The sequence below is a fragment of the Microbacterium sp. EST19A genome (assembly GCF_019969685.1).
Lineage (GTDB): Bacteria > Actinomycetota > Actinomycetes > Actinomycetales > Microbacteriaceae > Microbacterium.
The window spans coordinates 454,231-466,982 of sequence record NZ_JAHXYZ010000002.1; the positions used below are offsets into that span (position 1 = coordinate 454,231).

At 67.9% G+C, this 12,752-nt stretch carries 13 protein-coding genes; 6 read left to right on the plus strand and 7 right to left on the minus strand.

What is annotated here, in order from left to right; all coding sequences use genetic code 11:
• Nucleotides 1-180: 180 nt before the first annotated feature.
• From LC452_RS12230 to LC452_RS12240, 3 genes are read right to left on the minus strand one after another with little or no spacing between them, the layout of a single operon-like run.
• Nucleotides 181-1,827, minus strand: coding sequence for an MFS transporter (locus LC452_RS12230; RefSeq protein ID WP_223625677.1), 1,647 nt, complete (start codon nucleotides 1,825-1,827; stop codon nucleotides 181-183).
• 48 nt (nucleotides 1,828-1,875) lie between these two features.
• Nucleotides 1,876-2,118 (minus strand): hypothetical protein, encoded by a 243-nt coding sequence (locus tag LC452_RS12235; protein ID WP_223625679.1) that lies wholly within the window; start codon nucleotides 2,116-2,118, stop codon nucleotides 1,876-1,878.
• Between the two features lie 35 nt (nucleotides 2,119-2,153).
• Complete coding sequence (locus LC452_RS12240; protein WP_223625682.1) at nucleotides 2,154-2,774, minus strand: cyclodeaminase/cyclohydrolase family protein; 621 nt, start codon at nucleotides 2,772-2,774, stop codon at nucleotides 2,154-2,156.
• Nucleotides 2,775-2,825: 51 nt separating this feature from the next.
• On the opposite strand from LC452_RS12240, the gene LC452_RS12245 reads away from it, so the two are divergent.
• Nucleotides 2,826-3,230, plus strand: coding sequence for a hypothetical protein (locus tag LC452_RS12245; RefSeq protein WP_223625685.1), 405 nt, complete (start codon nucleotides 2,826-2,828; stop codon nucleotides 3,228-3,230).
• Here LC452_RS12245 and LC452_RS12250 read toward each other — a convergent pair.
• A complete protein-coding gene (locus LC452_RS12250; protein ID WP_223625687.1) occupies nucleotides 3,204-5,693 on the minus strand; it encodes an HAD-IC family P-type ATPase in 2,490 nt (829 codons plus the stop codon). The genes LC452_RS12245 and LC452_RS12250 overlap by 27 nt on opposite strands.
• 69 nt (nucleotides 5,694-5,762) lie before the next feature.
• Here LC452_RS12250 and LC452_RS12255 point away from each other — a divergent pair, with 69 nt between their 5' ends.
• The 3 genes from LC452_RS12255 to LC452_RS12265 are packed head-to-tail and all read left to right on the plus strand — an operon-like array spanning nucleotide 5,763 to nucleotide 7,671.
• Nucleotides 5,763-6,224: a MarR family winged helix-turn-helix transcriptional regulator gene (locus LC452_RS12255; protein ID WP_223625690.1), complete on the plus strand. Its 462-nt coding sequence runs from the start codon at nucleotides 5,763-5,765 to the stop codon at nucleotides 6,222-6,224.
• 29 nt (nucleotides 6,225-6,253) lie between these two features.
• Entirely contained in the window at nucleotides 6,254-6,676 is a 423-nt protein-coding gene (locus LC452_RS12260; protein WP_223627646.1) for an organic hydroperoxide resistance protein, read from the plus strand.
• A gap of 17 nt (nucleotides 6,677-6,693) precedes the next feature.
• A complete protein-coding gene (locus LC452_RS12265) occupies nucleotides 6,694-7,671 on the plus strand; it encodes a zinc-binding dehydrogenase (RefSeq protein WP_223625693.1) in 978 nt (325 codons plus the stop codon).
• Between the two features lie 6 nt (nucleotides 7,672-7,677).
• Here LC452_RS12265 and LC452_RS12270 read toward each other — a convergent pair whose 3' ends face one another.
• Together LC452_RS12270 and treS are read right to left on the minus strand one after the other, a co-directional pair.
• Nucleotides 7,678-9,144 carry a phosphotransferase gene (locus LC452_RS12270; protein ID WP_223625696.1) on the minus strand — a complete coding sequence of 489 codons (1,467 nt, stop codon included), beginning with the start codon at nucleotides 9,142-9,144 and terminating at the stop codon, nucleotides 7,678-7,680.
• The gene (gene treS, locus LC452_RS12275) at nucleotides 9,141-10,910 is read right to left on the minus strand and encodes a maltose alpha-D-glucosyltransferase (protein WP_223625699.1); all 1,770 of its coding nucleotides are present in this window, start codon (nucleotides 10,908-10,910) and stop codon (nucleotides 9,141-9,143) included. The genes LC452_RS12270 and treS overlap by 4 nt, the downstream gene beginning before the upstream one ends.
• A 171-nt stretch (nucleotides 10,911-11,081) precedes the next feature.
• Here treS and LC452_RS12280 point away from each other — a divergent pair, with 171 nt between their 5' ends.
• Both LC452_RS12280 and LC452_RS12285 read left to right on the plus strand, forming a co-directional pair.
• Nucleotides 11,082-11,483 (plus strand): RidA family protein, encoded by a 402-nt coding sequence (locus LC452_RS12280; protein WP_223625702.1) that lies wholly within the window; start codon nucleotides 11,082-11,084, stop codon nucleotides 11,481-11,483.
• Between the two features lie 119 nt (nucleotides 11,484-11,602).
• A complete protein-coding gene (locus tag LC452_RS12285; RefSeq protein WP_223625704.1) occupies nucleotides 11,603-11,974 on the plus strand; it encodes a hypothetical protein in 372 nt (123 codons plus the stop codon).
• A 116-nt stretch (nucleotides 11,975-12,090) separates the two neighbouring features.
• Here the strand turns inward: LC452_RS12285 and LC452_RS12290 are convergent, their stop codons facing one another.
• A complete protein-coding gene (locus LC452_RS12290; RefSeq protein ID WP_223625707.1) occupies nucleotides 12,091-12,711 on the minus strand; it encodes a hypothetical protein in 621 nt (206 codons plus the stop codon).
• Nucleotides 12,712-12,752: the final 41 nt, after the last annotated feature.

Consider the following 12,752-nt stretch of genomic DNA (forward strand, 5'->3'; position numbering starts at 1 on the left):
CCGCTCTGCAGTTGCTCGCGCCTTCTCTCCCTCCAATTCGACGGCGACCGACCGCGTCTCCGCCAGTCAGCCAGACATGCCCGGCCGAAGTAGAGGACCGCCTGGAGGTGGTGCGCAAACCAGCCCGTCGACGCCGGAAAGACGCGCAGACCAGTCTCCTCGTACACCCCACGGAATCGCCTATCGAGGCGCCCCGCTTGCCTGGTCCTCCGCGTCCGGTGACGATCCGTCATCGAGCCGCGTCTCATCGTCATGCCTCCGCGCCGAGCCCGCACCGAGGCTGATGGTGGAGAGCAGCCCCAGGGCGAGGAAACCAGCCGCCGTCCACGCGGCGTATCGCGTGCCATCCGAGAACGCCTGCTGGGCATCGTCGGCGATCGCCGCCGTCTCAGGGTTCGCCTCCAACCCGGCGATGGCCGCGCCTGCACTGTCGACGACCGCCGAGACCACCTGATCCCGCTGCGCGGCGGGGATCCCTCGGTCGTCGAGCGCGGAGCCCAGGAGGCCGGCCGTGCTGCTGAACAGCACGGTGCCGAGGATCGCGACGCCGAGCGCCGCGCCGAGCTGACGTGAGGTGGACTGAGTACCCGAGGCGGCACCGCTCTCGGCGACAGGGACATCCGCGAGCACGACGCCGGTCAGCTGCGCCGTCGCCAGGCCCACCCCGAGTCCGTACACGAAGAGGAAGGGAAGCAGCGGCACCCACGACGCATCCGGTCCGATCACGAAGCCGACACCGGCGACGCCGATGATCTCGGCGATCAGCCCGACGCGCACGACCCACACGGCAGGCAGCTTCCCGCTCGAGGCTCCGGCGACGCCACTGGCGACGAAGGAGCCGCCGGCGAGCGCGAGCAGCAGGAACCCGGTGTGGAGCGCATCGAAGCCGAGAACGAACTGAAGCCACAGCGGAAGCGCGAGGATGATCCCGAACTCCCCCAGCGAGACGACGGCCGCGGCGATGTTGCCGTTGCGGAAGGACGGGATCGAGAACAGGCGCAGAGCCAGCAGCGTCGATTTCCCGGCTCGTTCGCGGTGCACACCCCAGACGATGAAGGCGACGAGTGCCGCGAGGGCGAGCAGGAAGGCGAAGGGAATGGGCGACAGGTCGAGCGGCCACGTCCAGCCGGCGATCTGCGGCCGCTCGTCGACGAGCCACCAGCCGTAAGTGCGCCCCTCGATCAGCCCGAAGACCAGGCTTCCCATCGCCACCACGGAGAGCACGGCGCCGACGACGTCGATTCTAGCTATGCGGTCGCTGCGAGATTCGGCCACGGTCAGCAGCACGCCGATCACGATGATGATGCCGAGCGGGATGTTGATCCCGAATGCCCAGCGCCAGGAGAACGCCGTCGTCAACCACCCGCCCAGCAGCGGTCCGACCGCGGCCATGCCGCCGATCGTCGAGCCCCAGACGGCAAAGGCGATCCCCCGCTCGCGACCGCGGAACGTCGCGTTGATGATCGACAGCGTGGTGGGGAGGATCATCGAACCGCCGACCCCCTGCACGAGCCGAGCGAGGATCAGCATCCCGCCGTCCGGTGCGAGCGATGCGAGAACGGATGCCGCGGCGAAGACGACGATGCCGATGAGCATCACCCGTCGTCGCCCGAACCGATCGGCGAGACTGCCGAAGACCAGCAGGAGTGCCGCGAAGACGAGTGTGTACGCCTCCTGCACCCACTGCACCTCGGTCGAGGTGATGCCGAGATCATCGACGATCGCGGGGATGGCGACGTTGACGATCGTCGAATCGACGATGATCAGCGAGACCGCGATGCTGATGAAGACGAGGCCTACCCACCGCAGACGAGGTTGATTTTTCACAATCGCTAGCTTAGTTAGCTAAATCGGCGACGGATAGACCGAGCTCTGTCAGAGAAGCAGATCCTCCAGCTCGCTGAGAGACAGCACCCGACCGCTCCCGGCCGGATTCCCGTCCTCGACCCGGAACTCGTACTTGTCACCCTCACGACGGAGGTGAGCGGCGTAGTCGATGTCGTGCGCGCGGTGCACGTCCCATTCGCCGGGAGCGACGTACGTGAAGCGGTACGTGTTGTTCGCGCTGCTCCATTCGGTCACGCGATCGGGAAGGTCTTCCAGTTGGATCGAACTCATGCCCGCAGTCTAAGAGCCGCGTCAGTGGAGCAGCGTCAGGCGTCGAAACCCGCCGACACCTTCGCCACGACCTCACCGGCCTCCTCCTGCACCTCTGCGAACCGCTTCACGGCCGCCACCAGCATCGGATGATCCTGTCGCCGCGCCCCGTGCCGCGATGCCGTCTGCAGGTTGGCGCGCAGATTCGTCGATGCTCCGCGGATGCCTGTCGCGAGGGCATCCGCGGCGATCGACAGGTCGGCGGCGAGGTGGGGATTGCCGATGTCCACGAGCAGCCGCAGCTCGGGGAGGAGTCCCGCGCCCGCCTCACCGAGCGCCGCAGAGGAGGCGGCAGCGCTCAGCGCGGCTTCGCGGACCTGGACCTCCCGTTCCGGATCCTCCGAGTCCAGGGCCAGCGCCGCCCCGAAGGCGGCTGAGGACACCTCGTCGGCCTCGGCCGCGGAGAGCACATCACTGCGCAGCTGCGCGAGACGTGCGGCGGATGCCGTGGCCCGTTCGTCGTCCGTGTACTCGGCGACCATCCGCAGCAGGGCCGCCGAGATCCCGAGCATCACCCCGCAGGCCGCACCCCCGCCCGGTGCTCCGGTGGGCTGAGCGAGCTCCGTCAGCCAATCGGACAACGGCACGGACGTGGGGACGGGAACGGAGTCTTCCATTCGCGCCACGATATCCGGAACGACAGCCGCCGGCACTTGTACAGTGAGCGCGTGGACCCCGTGACCGAGCATCCGCCGCAGAAGCGCCCCGTCGTCATCAGCATCGTCGTCGTCCTCGTCGTGCTCAGCGGCCTGTCGAATGCCCTCCTCGGGCTCACCGTGCTGCTGAGCCGCTATCAGGTGCCCGACGGCGACGTGATGGTCGTGTCGCTCATCGGCGCCGGTGTCATTCTCTTCGGCCTGCTCACCCTCGCGGTGGCGGGGGGCATCCGCCGCGGCAGCAGGGGCGCCCGCCTGCTCGTCACGATCTATCTCGGCATCCAGCTCGTCCTGCACGTGGTGACCGCACTGACGACCGCCTGGGACTGGGCGGTGTTCGTCCAGACCGTCGTGGAGCTGCTCGTGCTCGTCGCGGTCTGGGCGCCGCCCTCATCGCGACGGTTCTTCACCCGCTGAGACCTCGCTCGCCGAGGCCTGGCCCGATGAGACCGGGCCCGCCATGACCTTGGCGAGGAAGCGCCGGTGAACGAGCCGCACGATCTCGATCGCGAGGATCGTCACGATCGTGATGAGCGCGATGAGATAGGCGGCACCCTCGCCCGGGTCGACCAGCTGGAAGAACTCCCCCGCCAGCGGCACGGTGAACAGGATCGACAGGGCGATGAACATCGCACCGACCACCAGCACCTTGAACCGGTTGAGGGGTCGCGCGAGCACGGCCAGCACCCAGATGCCGACGACGGCGAGAATGATCGTGGACCCGGTCCGCAACTGCGGTTCCGAGACACCGAGCGCCATCGCGCCACGGGTGTAGACCGTCAGAGCGATCGCGATCAGCAGCCCGGCCGGGATCGCGAAGGTCAGCGAGCGGCGCAGGAATCCGGGAACGTACCGACTCGTGTTCGGCATCAACGCGAGGAAGAACGCCGGGATGCCGATGGTCAGCCCGTCGGTGATCGACAGCTGGCGCGGCAGGAACGGGAACTCCAGCACCATCACCCCGAAGAGCACCGCGAGCGTCGTGGCGTAGACGGTCTTGGTGAGGAAGAGCATCGAGACGCGCTCGATGTTCGCGATCACCTGACGTCCCTCGGCGACCACGTCGGGAAGGTGCGAGAACTGCCCGTCGAGCAGCACCAGGCGGGCCACCGCCTTGGTCGCGGGCGATCCGGAGTTCATCGCGATGCCGATGTCGGCCGTCTTGATCGCCAGGGCATCGTTCACGCCGTCACCGGTCATGGCGACCGTGTGCCCGCGCGCCTGGAGAGCGACCACCATGCGCTTCTTCTGCTCCGGCGTCACCCGGCCGAAGACCGTGTGCGCCTCGAGCACGGCACCGAGCTCGTCATCGTCTTCCGGGAGCTGCCGGGCGTCATAGCCTTTCGGAACATCGAGGCCGACCTGCCGGGCGATCGCCGCGACCGTTCGCGGGTTGTCTCCGGAGATCACCCGGACGCCGACGCCCTGGGCCCGGAAGTACGACAGCGTCTGCGCGGCATCCGGCCGCACCTTCTCGCTGAACGTGATGACGGCCACCGGCGCGAGGCCCGCGGGAAGCGCTTCGGCCTCCTGCGCCACCGTCGGGTAGGGCTCGGTGGTGCAGGCGAGAACGAGGGTGCGCAGCCCCTCCGCCGCCAGCCGTGTGACGGCTTCGCCGACCTCGGTCGCGGCATCCGTCGCCGCGTCGCCCAGAACCATCTCCGGAGCACCGAGCACCCAGGTCTCGTCGCCACCATCCGCGAAGGAGAGGGCGCTCCACTTCCGGGCGGAGGAGAACGAGATGTACACCGACGCCTCACGGGGCCCCTCGTCGGGGAACGGCTCCCGCAGGCAGCGTGCGGTCGCGTTCGCATCCGGAGCACTGCCGAACCACGACAGCGCGTCCTTCCACCCGTCCGCGCCCGGATCGAGCTGAACAAGGTCGCGATAGGCCAGCTCTCCCTCGGTGAGCGTCCCGGTCTTGTCGAGACAGATGATGTCCACCCTCGCGAGTCCCTCGACGGCGGGAAGCTCGTTGACCAGCACCTGCCGTGCCGCCAGGCGCGCCGCGCCGACCGCGAAGGCGATCGACGTCATCAGCACGAGTCCGAGCGGGATCATCGCGGTCAGCGACGAGATGGTGTTGACGATCGCCTGCGTCCACGTGCCGGTCTCCCACGCCGACACCCAGCCGCCGGCCACCATCATCTGCGCGTTGAGCACGAGCAGGCCGATCGGTCCGATTCCCCAGCCGACCCATTTCAGGACGCGGTCGATCGATGTGCGCAGTTCGGATGTCACGAGCGAGAACCGCTTCGCCTCCGCGGCGAACCGGTTGGCGTAGGAGTCCGCGCCCACGCGCACCGCCCGGGCGATGCCCTCGCCGGCCACGACGATCGACCCGGAGAGCGCCTCGTCGCCGGCCTGCTTGTCGACGGCATCCGATTCACCGGTGAGCATCGACTCGTCGACCTGCAGCGACCGGTGCTCGAGCACGACGGCATCCGCAGTGACCTGATCGCCGGCGCGCAGCACGAGGATGTCGCCCTGCACGACCTCTGCCGGAGCGATCTCGACGTCCTGCGCGTCCCGGCGCACCCGGGCGCGCGGGGCGTTCAGCAGTGCGAGCCGGTCGAGCGCGGCCTTCGCGCGGAATTCCTGCCAGCAGCCGATGATCGCGTTGCCGAAGGCCGCGAGTCCGAACAGCGCGTCCTGCCAGCGTCCGAGCAGCAGCAGGATCAGGAAGCAGGTGCCGACGATGGCGTTGAACAGCGTGAAGACGTTCGCCTTGACGATGTTCCATGCACTCCGGCTCGAATCGCCGGTGAAGGCGTTGGTCCGCCCCTCCGCCGTGAGCTCGGCGACGCGCGCCGCCGTGAGTCCCGTTCCGGGATCGGTGTCGACCTCATCCGGATCCCGCACCGCCGCAGTCGCCTCCATGCGCCTCATCCTAGGGCGACCTCGATCAATTGAGTTGTGCACAATTGAATTGCGTGACATGGTTGAGAGATGGCCGTGACCGATGAGATGGTGTGCTTCTCGCTGTACTCCGCCGCCCGCGCCACCACGCAGGCGTACCGCGCACTGCTCGCGCCCTGGGGACTCACGTATCCGCAGTATCTCGTCCTCGCGATCCTCTGGCACGAGGGCGATCAGACCATCGGCTCGCTCGGCGACGCCATGCAGCTCGACTCGGGCACGCTCTCGCCTCTCGTCCGACGCCTCGAACTGGCGGGCCATGTCGCGCGCGCACGCCGCAGCGACGATGAGCGCGTGGTCACGGTCGCTCTCACTCCGTCCGGACACGCGCTCCGACACGACCTCGCGTCGATCCCCGCACAGGTGGCGCGCTTCTCCGGAATCCGCGACGACGCGCACCGCCGCCGTCTGATCGCCGAGTTGCAGGAGCTCACCGCCCTCCTCCAGGACGCCACGACCGACGCCGCCACGCACGCGCGCAGCGGCGCATGACCACCACGACAGAAGGAAGAACCGCACCCATGGATGCTCTCTACACCGCAGAAGCCCTCGCCACCGGCGCAGGACGAGACGGGCACGTCGCCACGAGCGACCGCCGCGTCGAGTTCGATCTGGCGATCCCGAAGGAGATGGGCGGCAGCGGTGACGGTGCGAACCCCGAACAGCTGTTCGCCGCCGGCTACGCGGCGTGCTTCCACTCCGCCCTGCAGAGCGTCGCGCGCGCCCAGAAGGTGCGCATCTCCGACACCTCCGTCGGCGCACGCGTGCAGATCGGACCGAACGGACAGGGCGGCTTCGGTCTCGCCGTCGAGCTCGAGGTCGTCATCCCGGAGCTCCCGCACGAGCAGGCGCAGGCCCTGGCGGACGCCGCACACCAGGTGTGCCCGTACTCGAACGCCACCCGCGGCAACATCGACGTCACGATCACGGTCTCCGACGACTGACCCGAAAGGCACACATCATGCGCGCACTCATCCATCCTGAATTCGGCGCTCCCGAAGACGTCCTGACCGTCGAGGACCGCCCGCTCCCCGAGCCCGGTCCCGGACAGGTGCGCCTGCGCATCGTCCTCTCCCCCATCCACAACCACGACCTGTGGACGGTGCGCGGCACCTACGGCTTCAAGCCCGAGCTGCCCGCGGCATCGGGCACCGAGGCGCTCGGCGTCGTCGACGCTCTCGGAGACGGTGTCGACACCCTCACCGTCGGTCAGCGCGTCGCCACCGGAGGGACCTTCGGCGCCTGGGCGGAGTACATCGTCGCGAACGCCGCCGGACTCATCCCGGTGCCCGACTCCCTGCCCGACGAGAGTGCCGCGCAGCTCGTCTCGATGCCCTTCAGCACCATGACGCTGCTGCAGTTCCTCGACGTGAAGGAGGGCGACTGGATCGTCCAGAACGCGGCCAACGGCGCGGTGGGGCGGATGCTGGCGCAGCTGGGCGCCGCGCGTGGAGTCCACGTGCTGGGGCTCGTCCGCCGCACCGCCGGCGTCGACGAACTCCGCGCCCAGGGCATCGAGAACGTCGTCGCCACCGATCAGGACGACTGGCGCGACCAGGTCGCCGCCATCACCGGAGACGCGCCGATCGTCGCGGGCGTCGACTCGGTCGGCGGGGCCTCCGCCGGTCAGGTGCTCTCGCTCCTCGCCGAGGGCGGCACCCTCGTCGCGTTCGGGGCGATGGACTCGCCCACCATGGAGATCTCGTCGTCCGACGTGATCTTCAAGCAGGCCACGGTGAAGGGCTTCTGGGGCAGCAAGGTGATCCCCGCGCTCGATCCGGCCGAGCGGAACGCGCTCTTCGGCGAGCTGTTCCAGCGCGTCGGTGACGGCACGCTCACACTGCCGGTCTCCGGAGTCTTCGACGCCGCCGACATCGCCGACGCCGTGCGCGCGAGCGGAACGCCCGGCCGCGTGGGCAAGGTGTTGCTGCGCTTCTGAGGCGCCTCACGTCGGGATCGGGGTTCCGTCCCCGGTCTCGGCGTCTCCGGTCGCGGCAGCCCCGATCTCGGCCAGCGCAGCAAGCGGAATCCGGACCCACGTCGGCCGGTTGCGCTTCTCGTAGACGGCCTCGTAGACCGCCTTGTCGGCGACGTACGCATCGAGCAGCCGACGGTGGGCGTCATCCAGAAGGGGCGCGCCGATCGCTTCCGAGTACGCGTCGAGGAAGTGCTCGCGTGCGCGACGCGACCATTCTTCGCCGCGGATCTCGCGCAGTCGCTCCTCGTCCTCCGCGGCATCCCCTCCGACGGTGCGCGACAGCTGGACCACTCCGGGCGCGTAGTCGAACGACCGGAGCATCCCGGCCACATCCCGCCAGGGCGAATCGGGCAGCGCCCGCTCGGGGAAGGGCCTGCCGGGCTCACCCTCGAAGTCGACGATCCGCCATCCGTGCGACGTGCGCAGCGTCTGCCCGAGGTGGAGATCGCCGTGCACGCGCTGCACGTCGATGCTCTCGAGCGCTGCCACGGCATCGTACGCCGCGCGCACGCGGCCGACCTGCGCCTCGAGCTCGGGAACCACACCGAGTGCATGGTCGAGCCGCTCGTTCAGCGCTCGGGCCAGACTCGCCGTCGCATCCGGTCCCCGACGCTCGGAAGGGAATCGATCCCGCAGCATCTCGTGCACCTGGGCGAGCGCCTCGCCCAGTCGGGTCGCCTCGCCGGCGAAATCGCCGCCCGAATCGGCGACCGACTGAGTGGGATCGGCCAGCAGAGTGCGCACGCTTCCGGTCGCGAGCTCGAACCCGTCCGAGGCGGTGCGCAGGAACTCCTGAAGCATCGCCAGCTGCAGGACCTCACCGTCGAGATCGATCTCGACCCACCCGTAGAGGGCGGCGATGCTCTCCACCGCACCGCGCGTCAGCTCCTCGTGGATCTCGATGTCGGGATTCACGCCCGGACTCACCTTGCGGAAGATCTTCATGATCGCGGTGTCGTCGAATCGCACCGACGAGTTCGACTGCTCACCGGACAGCGGAGACGCGCGCAGAGCCGGGTCGAGCGCCTCTCCCCCGGGCACCCGCCGGAAGCGCAGGTCGCCGATGCGGGCCTCGCCCTCGGCCTCCGCGGCGACGAAGGCACCCAACCACAGCGCCATCGCCTTCCGGTCGTGCACGGCGTCGAACACGTACCTCTGGCCGCCCTCGTGCTCGACGGCGCCGACGAACGCATGCCCGATCTGCTCGACGTATTCGTCGTAGCTCGCGAGCGGGATCTGATAGGTCTCGCTCCCGCCTTCCGGGTCGGAGTACTCGATCGTGAGGAGGAGAATCTCGACCGTCGGATCAGAGGCGTCCGCTGCGAGCGCGGCGATCGGCCGCATCTGCGTGACACGGAAGGGTCGCCCCTTGCCGGCGAACCATCGGGTGCGGACGAGGTAGTCCTCGAGGACTGCGGGTTCGATGTGGATCACAGCATCCTCTGATCTCCCGGCTCCTCCGCCGGTTCCTGCAGCTGGAACCAGAAGAAACCGTGACCGCCGAGCGTGAGCAGATAGGGCAGCTCGCCGATGCGAGGGAAAGGCACCCCGCCGATGAGCTCCACCGGCATGAGACCTTCGAAGCGCCGCAGATCGAGCTCCACCGGCTGCGGGAACTGCGAGAGGTTGTTGACGCAGAGGATCACATCGACCGATCCGTCATCGTTCGAGTGCTCTCGCGTGTAGGAGAGGACCGCGGGATTCGAGCCGCCGAGGTCGTTGAAGCTCCCGAGACCGAAGGCCGGGTGCTTGCGCCGGGCGTGGATCATCTCACGGGTCCAGTGCAGCAGAGACGAGCGATCCTCCTGCTGGGCCTCGACGTTCACCGCGAGGTATCCGTAGACCGGGTCCTGCACGAGGGGACGGGTCAGCTTGCCCGGATTCGCCTTGGAGAACCCGGCGTTGCGATCCGAACTCCACTGCATGGGCGTGCGGACGCCGTCGCGGTCTCCGAGCCAGATGTTGTCGCCCATCCCGATCTCGTCGCCGTAGTACAGCACGGGCGATCCCGGCAGCGACAGCAGCAGCGCCGTGAAGAGCTCGATGCGATCGATGTCGTTCTCGAGCAGCGGTGCGAGGCGACGTCGGATGCCGATGTTCGCCTTCATGCGCGGATCCTGTGCGTATTCGCTCCACATGTAGTCGCGGTCCTCGTCGGTCACCATCTCGAGGGTGAGCTCGTCGTGGTTGCGGAGGAAGATCCCCCACTGGCATCCGGACGGGATCGGCGGGGTGTCGGCGAGGATCTCCGTGATCGGATAGCGCGACTCGCGGCGGACGGCCATGAAGATGCGCGGCATGACCGGGAAGTGGAAGCACATGTGGCACTCGTCGCCGCCGACTTCCGGGTCGCCGAAGTAGTCGACGACGTCGGCCGGCCACTGGTTGGCCTCGGCGAGCAGGACACGCCCCGGATACTCCCTGTCGACGATGCGGCGCACCTTCTTGAGGAAGTCGTGCGTCTCCGGGAGGTTCTCGCCGTTCGTGCCGGGTCGCTCGTAGAGGTACGGCACCGCGTCGAGGCGGAAGCCGTCGAGGCCCATGTCGAGCCAGAAGCGCATGGCGTCGATCATCGCCTCGTGAACCTTCGGGTTGTCGAAGTTCAGGTCGGGCTGGTGGGCGAAGAAGCGATGCCAGAAGTACTGCTGCCGCACCGGATCCCACGTCCAGTTGCTGGGCTCCGTGTCGACGAAGATGATGCGCGCGTCCTCGTAGAGCTCGTCCGTGTCGCTCCAGACGTAGAAATCGCCGTAGGGTCCCTCGGGATCCTTCCGGCTCTCCTGGAACCACACGTGCTCGTCGCTCGTGTGGTTCATCACGAAGTCGACGATCACGCGGATGCCGCGCGCGTGCGCGGCATCGAGGAACTCCTGGAAGTCGGCCGTCGTGCCGAGGTCGGATTGGATGCCCGTGTAGTCGGCGACGTCATACCCGCCGTCGCGCAGCGGCGACGGGAAGAAGGGCGGCAGCCACACGCAGTCGATGCCCAGCCACTTCAGGTAATCGAGCTTGTCGATGAGTCCGCGGAAGTCGCCCGAGCCGTCTCCGTCGCCGTCCTGGAACGAGCGGACGAGGACCTCGTAGAAGACGGCGGTCTTGAACCACTCCGGTTCCGGACTCCCCGGGGTGTCCGGGAACGGCTCCTGGGTGAGGATCGGGATCGATGCGGTCTGGGGATGGGAATCGGCAGCATTCGTCATAGAGACCTCCTGACGCGGAACATGCCCTTCACGTTGCCCGATCGTACGCCCCAGCGGAGGCCCCTTGCGGGGATGCCGCCGCACGGTGTACTCGTATGCGGCGGCCGGGCGGCGTGCGCTGTGCGCTGTGCGGGATGGTGCGATGTCGGATGCCGGGGGCACAATCGCTCCATGGAGATCACACTCGCTCAACCCGAGGGGCTCGTCGTCAGCCCTGCATTCAGTCACGTCGCCGTCGTGCCGCCCGGTGCGACGACGATCTACGTCGGTGGACAGAACGGTGTCGACGCCACGGGAGCCGTCGTCTCGGCGGATGCCGCCGAGCAGTCGGCCCGCGCCGTCGAGAACGCCAGGGTCGCGCTCGAGTCCGCTGGCGCGAGCCTCGACGACGTCATCAGCTGGACCGTTCTCATCCACCAGGATGCCGACCTCCGCGCCGCCTACGGAGCGGTCGCCTCGAAGCTCGCACGAGACGGCGCACCGCCCCTGGTCACGGCCGCGCTCGTCGCAGGCCTCGGGGTGCCCGGGGCCCTCATCGAGGTGAGCGCCGTCGCCGCAGTGATCCGCGACTGACCAGAGCCAGCAAGACCGCGAACCGTTTTGTAATATCCCGCCATTCTCCGACGTGCTCATTACCGTTGAGCAAATCCGCAGAAACCTGTGGATTCAGAAGAAAACCGGAGGTGGGTATCATGGCTGGACAGCGCCCAGGTGGTGTGGTTCTCATTGCAGTTCTCGCGTGGATCGGGGCGATCGCTCAGATCGTCTCGGGAGTCCTCATCCTGACGGGAATAGTGGCCCCAGCGGGGATTCCCTCCGCGGCGGCGTGGGTCGCGATCATCGTCGGAGTCATATCCTTCCTCGTCGCCTTCTTCCTGTTCAGCGGCAGCGGCTTCGCACGCGTGCTCGTGACGATCTCGTTCCTGCTCTCGCTCGCGTCGGCGATCTTCGCGATCACCGCGCACCCGGGAAACCTCGTCACCCCGATTCTCTCTGCCGCGTTCGCGCTCATCGGCCTGATCCTGCTGTACACGCGGGCAGCAAACGACTACTTCACGAGCTGATCGAGAAGGAACTCGGCTTCCACGGAGGCCACTCTGTCCGATCCGGTCCTCTCCGTCATCGACGGCGGAGAGGGCCGGATCGCATTGATCCTGCAGTACGCGAAGGCGGCGAACGACTACTTCCGCGGCTGAGCCTCTGCGATTCGCGCTCGACCGGCGCGGATCCGCCTGTCGAGTGATACGGCGAGCCACGCACCGCCGAGGCCGAGGATGACCACCAGCCCTATCGTCACGAGTGAATAAGCGCCTGACGTCACCGAGCTCTCGATCAGGAGCTTGCTCGCGCCCGGCGGAATGAGGATCAGGAGGAGAACGACGAAGGCGCCGGGCGTGCGCTCCCGCACGATCAGCCATCCGCCCAGGCTCACGAGCAGCGTGATCATGCCCTGGTCTGTGACGAACTGCCAGAGGCCGACGGGTTCCACGATGTTGCCGACGCCCCGCTCGATGCCGATCGTCGCCCAGAGCAGCAGCGTCACACAGGCCAGCGTCACGGCGCCGAGCCGTCTGGCACCCGACGTCGGGAAGATCGCGAACGACACGACGTAGAGACCGAGGCAGATCAGGAACTCGAAGACGTCGACCGCGGGGACGTCGGTGCCCAGCACCCCCGCGTAGTTCTCCGCCTGGATGAAGGCATCGAAGTTGGTGGCGATGTTCAAGTAGGCCGCGAACAGCACCCCGACCATGGACGCGCCGTACCGGGCATTCCTGTCGAATCGCACTCGCACCGCCATGATGAGACCTTAGCGAATGCCTTCCGATCACCGGGTCAGCG

Excerpts from the sequence above, each read along its gene's own strand:
- LC452_RS12255 (WP_223625690.1), top strand. The coding sequence starts at position 5,763 with ATGGCCGTGACCGATGAGATGGTGTGCTTCTCGCTGTACTCCGCCGCC.
- LC452_RS12265 (WP_223625693.1), top strand. The coding sequence starts at position 6,694 with ATGCGCGCACTCATCCATCCTGAATTCGGCGCTCCCGAAGACGTCCTG.
- LC452_RS12260 (WP_223627646.1), top strand. The coding sequence starts at position 6,254 with ATGGATGCTCTCTACACCGCAGAAGCCCTCGCCACCGGCGCAGGACGA.
- LC452_RS12240 (WP_223625682.1), bottom strand. The coding sequence starts at position 2,774 with ATGGAAGACTCCGTTCCCGTCCCCACGTCCGTGCCGTTGTCCGATTGG.
- LC452_RS12290 (WP_223625707.1), bottom strand. The coding sequence starts at position 12,711 with ATGGCGGTGCGAGTGCGATTCGACAGGAATGCCCGGTACGGCGCGTCC.
- treS (WP_223625699.1), bottom strand. The coding sequence starts at position 10,910 with ATGACGAATGCTGCCGATTCCCATCCCCAGACCGCATCGATCCCGATC.
- LC452_RS12280 (WP_223625702.1), top strand. The coding sequence starts at position 11,082 with ATGGAGATCACACTCGCTCAACCCGAGGGGCTCGTCGTCAGCCCTGCA.
- LC452_RS12285 (WP_223625704.1), top strand. The coding sequence starts at position 11,603 with ATGGCTGGACAGCGCCCAGGTGGTGTGGTTCTCATTGCAGTTCTCGCG.
- LC452_RS12235 (WP_223625679.1), bottom strand. The coding sequence starts at position 2,118 with ATGAGTTCGATCCAACTGGAAGACCTTCCCGATCGCGTGACCGAATGG.
- LC452_RS12250 (WP_223625687.1), bottom strand. The coding sequence starts at position 5,693 with ATGGAGGCGACTGCGGCGGTGCGGGATCCGGATGAGGTCGACACCGAT.